Raw genomic sequence first — 12,767 nt, 5'->3', positions numbered from 1 at the left:
CGGGCGCGTACACCGCCCGGATACCGCCGATCGGCTGGCGCTGTGCGGCGATCCAGTCATCTTGACGCTCTGCCCGATGCCCTCCGGGCCCCGCGGGGAACACTCGCCCAACCCGAGGAGAGCAGAGAGGGCACCGATGAGCGACGACTTCGTGCTGGACGTGACCAAGATCCGCGACGAGGCCCGCCGGAAGATGGCGGCCGGACCGGTGACGGACACCTACGGTCTGGACAAGGACCGGGTCATCGGCATCCTCAATGACGTCATCGCGACCGAGGTGGTGTGCTGGCTGCGCTACACCCGCCACGCCATCTCCGCCAGCGGGATCGACCGCGCCCAAGTCTCCTCGGAGTTCACCGAGCACGCGAAGGAGGAGATGCAGCACGCGCTGCGCGCCGCCCAACGCGTCTCCCAGCTCGGCGCCGACCCCGACTTCGACCCCGCCTCGCTGGCCCAGCGCGCCCACACCGGCTACACCACACCGCCCGACAACGACCTGAAGGCGATGCTGGAGCACAATCTGCTCGCCGAGCGCATCGTGATCGCCAGCTATCAGGAGATCATCCGCTGGCTGGGCGATCACGACCCGACCACCCGCCGGCTGATGGAGTCGATCCTGGAGGAAGAGGAGGAGCATGCCGACGATCTGGTGGACCTGATCGGCGTCTGACAGCCGTGGCGGGTCGGCCCGTGACCACGCGTTGGCCCCGTCCGCTCTCCTGCGTCATCGCGACCGTCCTGTCGTCGGCCCTGCTCGTCGGGTGCGGGGAAGACAAGCATGGCCGGAGCTGCTCCGGCCGTTCGGGCAAGGATCTCTCCAGCCGCACCGTCTCCGGTGGCGACCTGTGGCAGAAGAAGATGCGGTGCGTCAACCTCGAACGCTCCACACTGACCGGGCTGGTGTCCGAGGCGAACCTGCGCCGCGGCAACCTCTACGAAGCGCGGCTGGCCGGTGTCTCCCTGGAAAACGTCGACCTGCGCAACGCCGACCTCCGCCGGGCCGACCTCACCTCCGCCACCCTCTCGCAGGTCGACCTGCGCGGCGCCGATCTGAGCGGGGCCAAGCTCGGCAAGGGCCTGCTCACCGACGTCAGCTTCGATCGCGCACAGCTGGACGGCGCGGATCTGCGGGCGGCGTCCCTCACCCATGTCGGCCTCATCGAAGCGGACCTGAGCGGCGCCGATCTGGGCGGAGCCACGGTGTCCGACTCCGATCTCCGCGGCGCACGGCTGCGGGAGGCCGATATCTCGACGACGAGCTGGGAGAACGTCCTGTGCCCGGACGGCTCGCGGTCGAGCGCACGGGATTCCTGCGCCGACCATCTGAGCCGGGCGAAGTCCCGGGCGGCGGGTCAGTTCGCCGCGCCGTCGGCCGCCTTGCCGGATTCGCCCTGAGACGCCTTCTGCGCGACACGGTGCGCCTGTTCGAGACCTGCCATGTAGGCGTCCAGATAGTCGGCGTCCGACAGCCGGGCGCACGGTCCGGGGACGGGGTGGGAGCGGACCGCTCCGCCCTTGTGGGCGGCGGCGCGGTCGGCGATGGCATCGACACAGCGCTGGGTGATATCGGCCTTCTCGGCGGCGGCCGGGGTGCCGCTCGGGTTGCGCTTGTCGCCCGCGTCACCACCGCTGGAACAGCCGGTCAGCAGCAGGGTGATGGCGATGACGGCCGCGGCTTCCAGGGTACGGGTGCGCATTTGTCTCCCAGGGGCGTCGATGGTGGGGTGCATCATGCGGCGCCGGGGCGGCGGGGCGGGAGAGCCGGGTGACCGTTGTGATGAAACGGTGACCGAACGGGCGTACAGGGCGATCCGGCACACCCGACCGGAGCGGGCACGGAATGTCGGGTCCGGCAGGGTGCGGACTTCCTAACGTGAGGGGCGTCAGGGAAGGAGACCGAGGTGCTGGAGCGGCTGAACAAGGCCCTGGAACACATCGAGTCGCATCTCGATCAGCGGATCGAGACGGCCGAGTTGGCGCGGATCGCGGTGACGTCGGAGTACCACTTCCGCCGGCTGTTCTCCGCGCTGGCGGGGATCCCGCTGTCGGAGTACATCCGGCGCAGGAGGCTCACCATCGCGGGGGCCGAGGTGCTCGCCGGGGAGCGGACGCTCCTGGAGATCGCGGTGCGCTACGGCTACGGCTCGGGCGAGGCGTTCGCGCGTGCGTTCCGGGCCATGCACGGTGTGGGGCCGGGCGACGCCCGGCGGGCAGGTGCCGTACTGCGCTCCCAGCCGCGGATGTCCTTCCGCCTCATTGTCGAAGGGAGCAGCAGCATGCGATACCGGGTCGTGGAGAAGGAGCGATTCCATGTGGTCGGCAAGAAGGTCCGGGTCCCGCTCGTCCATGAGGGGGTGAATCCGCGGATCGCGGAGTTCATCCGAGGTATCGGCCAGGAGACGATCGGGCGGATCACCGCCCTGTCCGATCAGGAGCCGGAGGGGATCCTGGGAGTGAGCGACAACCTCGACCCGAGCCGGGCGGAGGGCACCGAACTCGACTACTACCACGCGGTGGTGACCGGAGCCGCCGCCCCCGAGGACCTGGACGAGCTCGTCGTCCCGGCGGGAACATGGGCCGTCTTCGAGAACTCCGGGCCGTTCCCGCAGGCGCTCCAGCACCTGTGGCGGGACGTCTTCACCCAGTGGTTCCCGTCCAACCCGTACCAGAGCAGGCCGGGGCCGGAGATTCTGCGCACCCGGCTGTCGCAGGACGCGGCGCGGGCGGACGCGGAGCTGTGGATCCCCGTGGAGCGGACCGCGGTCTGACACTCCGCCCGGCCGTCACGACGGCCGGGCGGAGCCGCGTCCCCTGGACGGCCGGGCGGAGCCCGCGTCTCAGCTACGCCCCGCGGGCCGTGAGCCCCTCGGACCAGGCCGGCGATGAGCGCGAGGAAGGGGATGACGCCGAGGACGATGCTCACGCCCACGCCACCACCGGTGACGAGGGTGAAGTTGGAGAACACCAGCCACAGCGCGGTCAGCAGTCCGGCCACGGCCAGCAGCGGGGCGATCCGGGTCTGCCAGGGCCTGCCCGCGGAGAGCTGGGCGTTGCGCGCGAAGAAGGCGACCACGGCGACGGACGTGATGAGCATGAGCAGGATCATGCCCACCGTCGCCAACCCCGCCATGGAGCCGAAGACACCCACCAGCGGATCCAGTCCGATGACGGCGCAGGCGACGACCAGGACCAGCGCGGTGACGGTCTGGACGACCGAGGAGACGGACGGCGAGTGGTGGCGCGGGGGACGACGCCCAGCCGTGCGGGGAGGAGGTCCTGGCGAGCGAGGGTGAAGGTGTAGCGGGCGATGACGTTGTGGAAGGACAGCACGCAGGCGAAGAGGCTGCTGAGCAGCAGTACCTGCATCACGTCCCGCAGCGCGGTGCCGACGTAGGTCTGGGCGGTGTCCATGAGCATGTTGCCCTGGCTGTCCAGGGTCTTCTGGGCCACGGCCGGGGCGTCATCGGTGCCCGCCGCCAGGACCAGCGCCCAGCAGGACAGCGTGTAGAAGCCGCCGATGATCAGGACGGCGAGGTAAGTGGCCCGGGGGATGGTCCGCTCCGGGTCACGGGCCTCGTCCCGGAAGACGGCGGTGGCCTCGAAACCGATGAATCCGGTGATCGCGAACAGCACGGCCACGCCCAGCGGTCCGGAGAGCGCCGCATCCGGGGTGAACGACTCGACGTTGACACCGTGGGCGCCGCCCCGGGCGAAGATCCCCGCGTCCAGGACCAGCACCACCACGATCTCCAGGACGAGTGCGACGCCGAGGACCTTGGAGCTGAGGTCGATATGGCGGTAGCCGAGGAGGGCCACGACGCCCAGGGCCGCGAGCGCCCATACCCACCAGGGCAGGGTGGGCCCGCCGAAGGTGTGCAGGACATCGTTGACGGCCCAGCCCAGGTAGCCGTAGACGCCGACCTGGATCGCCGTGTACGCGACGAGCGCGACGGCGGCCGTGCCCACTCCGACGCGGTCCCCCAGGCCACGGGTGGCGTAGGCGTAGAAGGCGCCGGCCTGCGGAACGTGGGGCGTCATGGTGACGAAGCCGACCGCGAACACCAGCAGAACCAGCGAGGCGAGGGCGAAGCCGACGGGAGCTCCGGCGCCGGGGCCGCCCGCGATGGCGAGCGGGACATTGCCGCCGACCACCGTCAGGGGCGCGGCGGCGGCGATCACCATGAAGACGATGGCACCGGTGCCGAGCCGCCCCGACAGATTCGCTTGTGCCGGTTGCCGGGTGGAGGACGCGTGCGCGTCGGAGTCGGTCAGCATGACTGGTCCTTGGTGGCGCGGGCGGACGGGGTGAAGAGGTCTGGCCGGAGGTCGGCCAGGTACGGATTGGCCTTGCGCGCTTGCCGGACCGTGTGTGGGTCCACGGTCGCGAAGAGCAGCCGGTTGCCGTGTTCGACGCTGTCCAGCACGGTCGCCGACGGGCTCACGATGGAGCTGCGGCCGACGTAGCGCAGTGAACCCTCGTCGCCGTCATGGTTGACGTAGGCGATGTAGATCTGGTTCTCCCAGGCGCGCACCCTCAGCAGGTGCTCGGCGATGAACTCGTACGGTTGCATCTGGGCGGTCGGGACCGCGACGAGGTCCGCGCCGGCGAGGGCGGCGGCCCGCACGTTCTCGGGGAACTCCACGTCGTAGCAGATCAGCATCGCGATCCGGACGCCCTCGTAGTCGATGACGGGGGCGGGCCGGTCGCCCGGGGTGAAGTACCTGCGGTCGAGTTCGCCGAAGAGATGGTTCTTGCGGTGCCGGGCGAGGACCGCTCCGGCCGGGTCGATGAAGAAGGCGCTGTTGTAGCAGGCGCCGGAGTCGTACTCGGGCGCCCCGAGGACGAGCGCGATGCCGTGGGAGGCGGCGATTTCCCCGGCCGGTGACAGCAGGTCGGTGCGGGCCAGGTCCCGGACGGCGTCGCCGATGTCGTAGCCGGTGACGAACAGCTCGGTGGTGATCAGCAGTTCGGCGCCTTCGGCGCGGGCCCGGCGGCACGCCGCGTCCAGTTCGTGGAGGTTGGCGTCGACGTCGCCGGGCGTTCCCGCCGTCTGCAGTCCGGAGATCTTCATCAGTGCCTTTGGAGTGGGCGTCCAGGGGTGAATGCGAGCCATGAAAACATGCTCACTTTGATCAGGTAAACCCCCGGAGGTCACGGTTCCGCAAAGCGGCGGCCCTCGTCCGCAGGCCGTGAGGAGGCCACGAGGCCCCTACGCTGAGGGCATGGCGATCCAGGAACCGTCCGGCGCACCGAGCGCCCTGACCAGCAGCGCCCTCGCCGCGATCCGCCGCACCAGCGCCGTCGACACCGTTCGGGCCCGGATCTCCCTGGCGGTCGACCTGGGCCTGCTGGCGCCCGGCGAGCGGCTGCCCAACGTCCGGGCCACGGCGGCAGCGCTCGGAGTCGGCGAGATCACCGTCCGCCGGGCCTTCGGCACCCTGGAGCGCGAAGGCGTGGTCGAGCGGCGCCCGGGGCGCACGGGCGGCACCTTCATCGCGGAGCGGCCCCGCCGCCGCACCGTGGCACAGGTCGCCGCGTACCGGGAGGACAGCGAACGGGTCCACCGGCTGATCGACGAGCGCATCGTGCTGGAGTCCGGTTTCGCGCATCTGGCCGCCGAGCGGCTCGATCGGACCGGGCTCGACCGGCTCGATCAATGCATCCGGGAGATGGACGCGGCCGAGAGCTGGGCCGAGTTCCACGCCAGCGACCAGCGGTTCCATCTGGCCCTCGCCGAGGGCGCCGGGCTGTCCGCCGCCCTGGGGATGTACCAGCGGGTCACCGGAGAGCTGTACGCGTACTTCCTGCCGTACCCGATGGACTACCTCCGCAGCAGCAACGAGCAGCACAAGGCCATCCGGGCCGCGCTCGGCGCGCAGGACGCCACCTTGGCGGCCGGCCTCCTCCGGGACCATGTCGCGGAGCTCCACCACTCGATGTACGTCGGCCTCGCGGACACCGCCGAGCGGGGCGCCGACGGCTGACACCGGCGCCGCCCTCGCCGGAAGTCGCCCCCCGAGTGGTGCGTCAGACGCCGCCCCGGTCAGCCGCGGAGGATCTTCAGCACCTGGCCGCGGCTGCTGGGCTGTGAGATCGGTCCTCCTTGGCGGTAGCCGGTGTCAGCGGCCGGTGAATCCGTCGATCCGCTCGCGGAGGATGTCGGCGTGGCCGGCGTGCCGGCCGGTCTCCTCGATCATGTGCACCAGGACCCAGCGCATCGACGGCGCCGCGCCCCGGCGCGGGGCTCGCGGAGCGGGGAGAGCCAGATCGGGGCAGGCGTCGATGACCCGGTTCGCCCGCTCGACGGTCTTGCGGTAGTCGGCGAGCACGCCGTCGATGGTGTCCTGTGCGGACGGCCGCATGGTCGCGGGCCAGTCGCCGGCATCCTCACCGAGGAAGTAGAACCGCTCGACGAACGCCAGATGCTTGAGCAGTCCGAGAAGGCTGGTGCCCGAGGGCACTCCGCCCGTTCGGACCTGCGGTTCCGGTACGCCCGCGACCTTGTCCGCGACCGAGTTCCGCAGATAGTCGAGGAAGGCCCGCAGGGTGGCCTTCTCATCGGGGCCGGTCGCCGGAGGGCCGGTGTCCTTCACCCGGGCCCGGGATCGCTGGGCACTGTTTCCTTGCATCGAGTCACTCTCCTGCGTCGTGAAGTCGGGTGGTTCAGGCGGCCATTCGGCGGTCGCGCCGCTGGACGAGCAGGACGTTGTCGATGACGGTGGCGGTCTCACCAGCGGGTCCGGTGGCCTGGCGGCCGGGCATCTCGGCGCGCAGCACGGACCAGTGCGCGGGGTCGAGATCAAGTTCGGCGGCGATCTCGGTGGGCGTGGGGTAGTGGATGTCGGGGTCCTGGTTCCACGACCAGGGCGCGGTGGAGCCGTGATCGACGATCAGCAGGAGACCGTCAGGGCGCAGCGCCCCTGCGGCGGTGCGCAGGACTCGGCTGCGGGGCAACGAGAACGGGGTGTGGAAGTACTGGGCGGAGACCAGATCGAACTGGCCGGCCGGGAAACTGCTGGCCAGATCGTGCTGTTCGGTGGCCACCCGGTCCGCGACGCCGAGATCGCGGGCGCGCTCCCGCACCCGTTCGACGGCCGTGGTGGAGATGTCCACGGCGGTGACGTGCCAGCCCTGCTGGGCCAGCCAGATGGCGTCGCCGCCGGGGCCGCAGCCCAGATCCAGGGCGGCACCGGGGCGCAGCGGTGCGGCGGTCTCGGCGAGCAGCGGGTTGACATGTGCGTCCCAGGCACGCCGGGTGCCGTAGTGCCGCTCCCAGAACTGTTCGGCGTCCGCGTCCGCAGTGCCCTGATCCCCGGCGTGGGTGGTGAGTCGTCGGCCTTGCGTGGAATCCATCTGAGTCGCCCCTCCGTCGGCCGGCGTGCCGAGCGTGATCCGATACGCGCCTTCGCCGCCGGTGATGTACCGACAGCCTCGACGCCGCCATTTCGCTCTTGCAAGGAAAGTTGCGGATCCGCATCATCGGGGGATGGACAACCCGGACAACCCCGCGGAAGACGTTCTGGCCGGAGTCGGGCCGCGACTGCGTGCCCTGCGCCGGGCGCGGAGCGCCACGCTGGCGGCGCTGGCGAACGAGACCGGCCTCACGGCGAGCACCCTGTCCCGGCTCGAGAACGGCAAGCTCCGCCCCACGCTGGAGCAGTTGCTGCCGCTGGCCCGGGCGCACGGCGTCCCGCTCGACGATCTCGTCGCGGCGCCGCCCACCGGCGACCCACGCATCCACTTGCGGCCGGTGCGGCGATCCGGGCTGGTGATGGTGCCGCTGACCAGGCGGGCCGGCGGTGTCCAGGCGTACAAGGTGATCTATCCGCCCGCCGGCCGGTCACCCACGATGAAGCTGCAGACCCACGAGGGATACGAGTGGTTCTACGTCCTCGACGGACACGTCAGGTTTCTGCTCGGCGAACGGGAGTTCCGGCTCGGAGCCGGCGAGGCGGCGGAGTTCGACACCCGCATACCGCACTGGATCGGCAGCGCCGACGGCCGGCCCGCGGAGGTGCTCACCCTCTTCGGCGCGCAGGGAGAGCGCGCGCATCTGGCACCGGCCGGGCACTGACCGTCCCGGGAGCCGTCTGTGGCTGACTCCACAGATCACATGGTGAGACCGGGGTCCAGTTTTTGAAATCCGGACCATATCCTCGTCTCCATGTCCGCACCCGCCCGTCCGCTGCGTCTCGCGCTGTTCGCGAACTCGGCGTGGTGCGTCGACGACGGCCTCTGTCGCCGCTGAGCCGGAACCGACCGGTTTCCCCACCGCGCGCCGCCGCCCGGCGCCGCGCCGCCCGGCCGGGCCCTCCCGCCCAGCGTGATGCCCCCCTTTCGAACGTCTCCGGAGTCCGCACGTGACCACCGCCCCGCCCGCCGAGGCAGCGAAGACCGCCGCGCTGCTGTCCCCCTCACCCACCTCCGTGCCCCGGCCGGAGGCGCCCGCCGCGCCGCCGGTGCGCCGGGTGCCGCTCGCCGTGTCCGGGCTGCTCGGCGCGGCGCTGACCGCGTATGTGTGGTCCGCCCACGGGGCCAAGCCCGGCGTTCTGCTGCTGCTCGGCCTCGCCCTGGGAATCGCCCTCTTCCACTCCCGCTTCGGCTTCACCTCCGCCTGGCGGCAGCTGGTGGCCGTCGGCAACGGCACCGGCCTGCGCGCCCACACTCTGCTGCTGGGCACCACGGCCACGCTGTTCGCCCTGCTCATCGGCACGAAGACCGGGCTGTTCGGGTCCGTGCCGGCGCCCTCGGGCGGACCGTTGGGCTTCGGGCTGCTGATCGGCTCGTTCGTCTTCGCGGTCGGCATGCAGCTCGGTGGGGCCTGCGCCTCCGGCACCCTCTTCGCGGTCGGCTCGGGGCAGACGTCGATCGTGCTCACGCTCGGTGGCTTCATCGGCGGTGCGACCCTGGCCGCCTGGCAGTTCGACCTGTGGAAGGACCTGCCGTCGCTGGAGCCGGTCGTCATGGCGGACCACATCGGCTGGTTCGGCTCCTGGGCGGTGACGATCCTCGTGCTCGCCGCCATCGTCCTGGTCAGCCGTAGCGTCCAGGCCCGCCGCAACCCGCCGCCGATCGGTCCGGTGCCCTCCGCGCGCGGTGCCGCCGCCCGCGTCCTGCGCGGCTCCTGGCCGCTGGCGGTCGGCGCCCTGGCACTGGCCGTGCTGGGCGCCGGGGTGCTGCTCGTCTCGGGCGGCGCCTGGGGCGTCACCAGTGCCTTCAGCCTGTGGGGCGCGGAGCTGGTACGAGCGCTCGGCGGCCACCCGGAGAGCTGGAGCTGGTGGCAGCAGCCCGGGAACAAGGAGATGCTCGCCGGGCCGGTGCTCGCCGACAAGACCAGTCTCACCGACATCGGCATCATGATCGGCGCGGCGGTCGCCGCGGCGCTCGGCGGCACCTGGACGCTCCACCGCGGCGTGCCGTGGCGGACGGCGACCGCGGCGGTGCTCGGCGGCGTACTGATGGGCATCGGTGCCCGGCTGGCGGGGGGCTGCAACATCGGCGCCTACCTCGCGGGCATCGCCTCCGGCAGCCTGCACGGCTGGGTCTGGGGCGGCTTCGCCCTCCTCGGCACCTGGGCCGGGCTGAAGCTGCGGCCGCTCTTCGGGCTCGGGAACCCGAAGCCGGGCGACGGCGTCTGCTGACCGCGACGGCCCCCTCCTTGGCCGGAAGTGGTCCATGTTCGGGGGTCGTTCATGCACACGCCATGTAAATGATCCATCGTCAGGGCGGTGTGCCGGTCCACCGACCGGCCCCGCAGCTGACGAAGGGTTGCTCACGATGGTCCCGTTCCATGCCGCTCCCCCGCGCCGTACCCGCCGGGTCGTCCACGCCGCCGCGCTGGCGCTGGTGGCCGGCGCCACGACGCTGTCCGCCCTCCCGGCCTCCGCGGTGGCCGGGAACGCGGACTACGGCACGCCGACCATCAAACCGGCCACCTCGTACCTGTCCGGCGCCGTCGGCGCCACCGGCGACCCGACGGTGACCGTGAAGGTCGGCCAGAGCGGCGCCGACGCGGACGCGCTCACCGTGTCCGCGACCGCCACCACCCACGGCTCGGTCGCGGAGACCGGGGACGTCGCGGTGACCGGCACCGGCGCCACCCGCGAGGTGGCCGTACGGGCGCGCGGCAAGGGCTACACCGACCTCACCCTCAAGGTGAACGGCCTCGGCGGCAAGAGCGCCACCACCACCCTGCACTACGCGGCCTCCGGCGCCGTGGGCAACGCCACCGACACCCGCTACCTGACCGGCTCCAGCGACTCCTCCGCCGCCGTGGACGTCGGCGACGGCTACATGGTCGTCGCCGACGACGAGTCCAACGTCCTGCGCCTGTACCGCCGTGACGCGTCCGGCGCGCCGGTGCGCACCTGGGACGTCAGCTCCGACCTCGATGTCGACAAGGAGATCGACATCGAGGCCGCGGCCCGCGTCGGCGACACCATCTACTGGACCGGCTCGCTGGGCAACAACAAGGACGGCGAGCCGAAGAAGGACCGCTTCACCCTCTTCACCACCACCGTCTCCGGTTCGGGCGCCGACACCGAGCTCGAGGTCGGCGGCTCGTACCAGGACCTGCGCGAGGACCTGGTGGACTGGGACAAGGCCAACGGCGACCGGCTCGGCTTCGCCAAGGGCACCGCGGACGGCCAGGTGCCCAAGCAGATCGACGGATTCAACGTCGAGGGCCTGGAGTTCGCGCCCGGCTCCGACTCCACCGCGTACATCGGCTTCCGGGCGCCGCTGGTGCCGCCCGCAGACGGCGGCAAGGCGCTGCTGGTCCCGGTCACCAATGCCGACGAGCTGGCCCGGTCCGGCAGCGACAAGGACACCCACGCCACCTTCGGTGCCCCCATCACCCTCGACCTCGGGGGCCTGAGCGTGCGCGACATCCGCCGCAACGAAAAGGGCCAGTACCTGATCGTGGCGGGTTCCTGGGCGGCCGAGGACAACAGCGCCCCGTACACGCTCTACTCCTGGGACGGCGTCGCCGGACACCAGCCGGTCAAGCGGCTCGACCTGCCGACTGCCGACCCGGGCGGCTGGGAGATCGTGGTGGACGTGCCCGACCTCTCGGCTCCCGGCGCCCGGGCCCAGGTCATCACCGACAGCGGCTCGGCCGACCTGTACGGGGACGGCACCGAGGCCAAGGACCTGGAGCACGAGGAGTGGAAGAAGTCCCGGTCGGTCAGCTTCCCCCTGAACCCCTGAACCCCTGAACCCCTGACCCGGTTGCCCGGCCCGGTTGCCGAGCGCTGTCCTTGACGGTGGCTCAGCAGCCGATCCGGGAGGTGCCGACGGCCACGTCGTCGTACCAGAGAGTGTCTTCGCCCTCGCCGTAACTCTCCCAGCCCAGCCGCAGATCGCCCGGGGCGGGCCGCCACCCGCCCCGGCTCAGCCATTGCTGGTCGACGTCCTGGGTCGGGGTGCCGTCCACCACCAGGCCGGTGACGAGCGCGCCGTTCACCCAGGTGTCCAGGCGGCCCGCGGTGCGGTCGAGGCGGAACTCCAGACAGGTCCAGGTGTTGACGGGCAGCGGGGTGCTGAGCGCGACGCCCGCCGGGCTCTGGGCGGGGAGAGTGGCGTCGTCCGACTCGCGGTTCCACTGCAATGCCTTGTTCTGACCGCCCATGCGCAGGTCCCTGCCGTTGTCGTTGGCGTCGCGCAGGGCGGCGAACGTGACGTGCTGGGCGGGCAACGCGGTGGTGTGGCGGACCCAGAAGCGTCCGTAGAGGTCGCCACCGGACGGCAGACCGGACAGCGAGGTGCCGGCGAAGGCGTGGTTGCAGTATCCCGCCTTGCCCGTGATCCGCACCGACGTGGTGCCGCCGTGAGCCGTCGTGGTGTCCACGGTGGCGGTGCCGGAGCCGGAGCAGTTGGCGACGGTCGTGGTCCAGCGGCCCGCGGGGGTGGTACCGGTCTGGGACTCGAAGTCCTCGCAGAAGCCATTGGCGGCGCAGGCCGCCGGTTGTGCCGAGGCCCGTGGCGCGGCCGGGGTGGTCAGCGCCAGCGCCACGGCCACCGCGGCAGCGGCCAGGGCGCGGTGTGGTGTGGGGGTCATGGCGGATCCTTCGACTGGTCAGGACGATCGAGAGCTTGGGAGCGCTCCCACCATGTCCGGCACTGTAGCCCGTCCATGACAAACCCGGAAGGCCGGGCGTCCGCGGAACCGGTGCGCGAACCCCTTGGGCTACGCGGTCACCAAAAGGTTCCCCAGTCACCGAAAAGTGCGTTCTTCCATGTCAGCGGCCACTCTCTTACGGTTTCCGGGTAACCAAGAGAGAGCGCGTCCCCGTGGGCTCCGCGGAAGCGAGCCCGTGGGCTCCCCTGATGAGAAGGCAGGCAGCATGGCCATCACCCTGGTAAACCCCAGCGGATTGCCGGAGATCGAGGTGTACCGGCAGGTGTCGATCGCGACCGGGTCGAGGCTGGTCCATATCGCCGGGCAGGTCGCCTGGGACGCCGATGGGGTCACGGTCGGCGAAGGCGACCTCGCCACTCAGGTCGAGCGGTGCTACCTCAACATCGGCACCGCCCTGGCCGAGGTCGGCGGCTCCTTCGACGATGTGGCGAAACTGACCGTCTACGTCGTCGACTGGACGCCCGACAAGATGCCCCTGTTCCTGGAGGGGGCGGCTCGGGCGGCCGCGAAGCTGGGGGTCACCCCGGTCCCGCCGGGCACACTGCTGGGGGTCGCGGCGCTGGACATCCCCGAGCATCTGGTCGAGATCGAAGCCACCGCGGTCCTCGACTGACGTGGCCGCTGACG

The 12,767-nt window shown here is 71.3% G+C and carries 14 protein-coding genes; 8 read left to right on the top strand and 6 right to left on the bottom strand.

Translation table 11 applies throughout. The features are described 5' to 3' along the window. The first annotated feature begins 136 nt into the window (after positions 1 to 136). Both CGL27_RS46020 and CGL27_RS46015 read left to right on the top strand, forming a co-directional pair. Positions 137 to 670: a DUF892 family protein gene (locus CGL27_RS46020; protein WP_119993634.1), complete on the top strand. Its 534-nt coding sequence runs from the start codon at positions 137 to 139 to the stop codon at positions 668 to 670. A 20-nt stretch (positions 671 to 690) separates the two neighbouring features. Further along, on the top strand, positions 691 to 1,395 hold the full coding sequence (locus CGL27_RS46015; RefSeq protein ID WP_119993632.1) for a pentapeptide repeat-containing protein: 705 nt from the start codon (positions 691 to 693) through the stop codon (positions 1,393 to 1,395). Here the strand turns inward: CGL27_RS46015 and CGL27_RS46010 are convergent. Further along, a complete protein-coding gene (locus tag CGL27_RS46010; protein ID WP_119993630.1) occupies positions 1,353 to 1,697 on the bottom strand; it encodes a hypothetical protein in 345 nt (114 codons plus the stop codon). The genes CGL27_RS46015 and CGL27_RS46010 overlap by 43 nt on opposite strands. 204 nt (positions 1,698 to 1,901) lie before the next feature. Here CGL27_RS46010 and CGL27_RS46005 point away from each other — a divergent pair, with 204 nt between their 5' ends. Then, positions 1,902 to 2,768 (top strand): AraC family transcriptional regulator, encoded by an 867-nt coding sequence (locus CGL27_RS46005; RefSeq protein WP_119993628.1) that lies wholly within the window; start codon positions 1,902 to 1,904, stop codon positions 2,766 to 2,768. 334 nt (positions 2,769 to 3,102) lie between these two features. On the opposite strand, the gene CGL27_RS46000 is transcribed toward CGL27_RS46005, so the two are convergent. Both CGL27_RS46000 and CGL27_RS45995 read right to left on the bottom strand, forming a co-directional pair. Then, positions 3,103 to 4,275, bottom strand: coding sequence for an APC family permease (locus CGL27_RS46000; protein WP_240450867.1), 1,173 nt, complete (start codon positions 4,273 to 4,275; stop codon positions 3,103 to 3,105). Continuing rightward, positions 4,269 to 5,114: a carbon-nitrogen hydrolase family protein gene (locus tag CGL27_RS45995; RefSeq protein ID WP_119993627.1), complete on the bottom strand. Its 846-nt coding sequence runs from the start codon at positions 5,112 to 5,114 to the stop codon at positions 4,269 to 4,271. The genes CGL27_RS46000 and CGL27_RS45995 overlap by 7 nt, the downstream gene beginning before the upstream one ends. 109 nt (positions 5,115 to 5,223) lie before the next feature. Here CGL27_RS45995 and CGL27_RS45990 point away from each other — a divergent pair, with 109 nt between their 5' ends. Then, a complete protein-coding gene (locus tag CGL27_RS45990) occupies positions 5,224 to 5,985 on the top strand; it encodes an FCD domain-containing protein (RefSeq protein ID WP_078646119.1) in 762 nt (253 codons plus the stop codon). Between the two features lie 135 nt (positions 5,986 to 6,120). Here the strand turns inward: CGL27_RS45990 and CGL27_RS45985 are convergent, their stop codons facing one another. Beyond that, positions 6,121 to 6,630, bottom strand: a complete 510-nt coding sequence (locus CGL27_RS45985; RefSeq protein WP_119993625.1) for a DinB family protein — start codon at positions 6,628 to 6,630, stop codon at positions 6,121 to 6,123. 34 nt (positions 6,631 to 6,664) lie between these two features. After that, positions 6,665 to 7,354 carry a class I SAM-dependent methyltransferase gene (locus tag CGL27_RS45980; protein ID WP_119993623.1) on the bottom strand — a complete coding sequence of 230 codons (690 nt, stop codon included), beginning with the start codon at positions 7,352 to 7,354 and terminating at the stop codon, positions 6,665 to 6,667. A 133-nt stretch (positions 7,355 to 7,487) separates the two neighbouring features. Here CGL27_RS45980 and CGL27_RS45975 point away from each other — a divergent pair, with 133 nt between their 5' ends. The 3 genes from CGL27_RS45975 to CGL27_RS45965 all read left to right on the top strand — a co-directional run bounded on the left by CGL27_RS45975 (position 7,488) and on the right by CGL27_RS45965 (position 11,209). Beyond that, on the top strand, positions 7,488 to 8,075 hold the full coding sequence (locus CGL27_RS45975; RefSeq protein WP_119993622.1) for an XRE family transcriptional regulator: 588 nt from the start codon (positions 7,488 to 7,490) through the stop codon (positions 8,073 to 8,075). Between the two features lie 286 nt (positions 8,076 to 8,361). Continuing rightward, a complete protein-coding gene (locus CGL27_RS45970) occupies positions 8,362 to 9,642 on the top strand; it encodes a YeeE/YedE family protein (protein ID WP_119993620.1) in 1,281 nt (426 codons plus the stop codon). A 136-nt stretch (positions 9,643 to 9,778) separates the two neighbouring features. Next, a complete protein-coding gene (locus CGL27_RS45965; RefSeq protein WP_119993618.1) occupies positions 9,779 to 11,209 on the top strand; it encodes a DUF3616 domain-containing protein in 1,431 nt (476 codons plus the stop codon). Between the two features lie 61 nt (positions 11,210 to 11,270). Here the strand turns inward: CGL27_RS45965 and CGL27_RS45960 are convergent, their stop codons facing one another. Continuing rightward, positions 11,271 to 12,059 (bottom strand): hydrolase, encoded by a 789-nt coding sequence (locus CGL27_RS45960; protein WP_119993616.1) that lies wholly within the window; start codon positions 12,057 to 12,059, stop codon positions 11,271 to 11,273. Between the two features lie 286 nt (positions 12,060 to 12,345). Between CGL27_RS45960 and CGL27_RS45955 the strand changes: the two genes are divergently transcribed. Then, on the top strand, positions 12,346 to 12,753 hold the full coding sequence (locus tag CGL27_RS45955; RefSeq protein WP_119993614.1) for a RidA family protein: 408 nt from the start codon (positions 12,346 to 12,348) through the stop codon (positions 12,751 to 12,753). Positions 12,754 to 12,767: the final 14 nt, after the last annotated feature.

It is taken from the genome of Streptomyces sp. 11-1-2, from assembly GCF_003595545.1.
In the GTDB taxonomy this organism is placed as follows: domain Bacteria; phylum Actinomycetota; class Actinomycetes; order Streptomycetales; family Streptomycetaceae; genus Streptomyces; species Streptomyces hygroscopicus_B.
The sequence above is the reverse complement of the archived record's forward strand: the minus strand, read 5'-3'. Positions and strand labels throughout refer to the sequence as shown.

What these genes read in the sequence shown, in the direction of transcription:
- CGL27_RS46000 (WP_240450867.1), bottom strand. Translation starts at nt 4,275, where the DNA reads ATGCTGACCGACTCCGACGCGCACGCGTCCTCCACCCGGCAACCGGCA.
- CGL27_RS45965 (WP_119993618.1), top strand. Translation starts at nt 9,779, where the DNA reads ATGGTCCCGTTCCATGCCGCTCCCCCGCGCCGTACCCGCCGGGTCGTC.
- CGL27_RS45990 (WP_078646119.1), top strand. Translation starts at nt 5,224, where the DNA reads ATGGCGATCCAGGAACCGTCCGGCGCACCGAGCGCCCTGACCAGCAGC.
- CGL27_RS45955 (WP_119993614.1), top strand. Translation starts at nt 12,346, where the DNA reads ATGGCCATCACCCTGGTAAACCCCAGCGGATTGCCGGAGATCGAGGTG.
- CGL27_RS46020 (WP_119993634.1), top strand. Translation starts at nt 137, where the DNA reads ATGAGCGACGACTTCGTGCTGGACGTGACCAAGATCCGCGACGAGGCC.
- CGL27_RS46010 (WP_119993630.1), bottom strand. Translation starts at nt 1,697, where the DNA reads ATGCGCACCCGTACCCTGGAAGCCGCGGCCGTCATCGCCATCACCCTG.
- CGL27_RS45980 (WP_119993623.1), bottom strand. Translation starts at nt 7,354, where the DNA reads ATGGATTCCACGCAAGGCCGACGACTCACCACCCACGCCGGGGATCAG.
- CGL27_RS45995 (WP_119993627.1), bottom strand. Translation starts at nt 5,114, where the DNA reads ATGGCTCGCATTCACCCCTGGACGCCCACTCCAAAGGCACTGATGAAG.
- CGL27_RS45985 (WP_119993625.1), bottom strand. Translation starts at nt 6,630, where the DNA reads ATGCAAGGAAACAGTGCCCAGCGATCCCGGGCCCGGGTGAAGGACACC.
- CGL27_RS45975 (WP_119993622.1), top strand. Translation starts at nt 7,488, where the DNA reads ATGGACAACCCGGACAACCCCGCGGAAGACGTTCTGGCCGGAGTCGGG.
- CGL27_RS45960 (WP_119993616.1), bottom strand. Translation starts at nt 12,059, where the DNA reads ATGACCCCCACACCACACCGCGCCCTGGCCGCTGCCGCGGTGGCCGTG.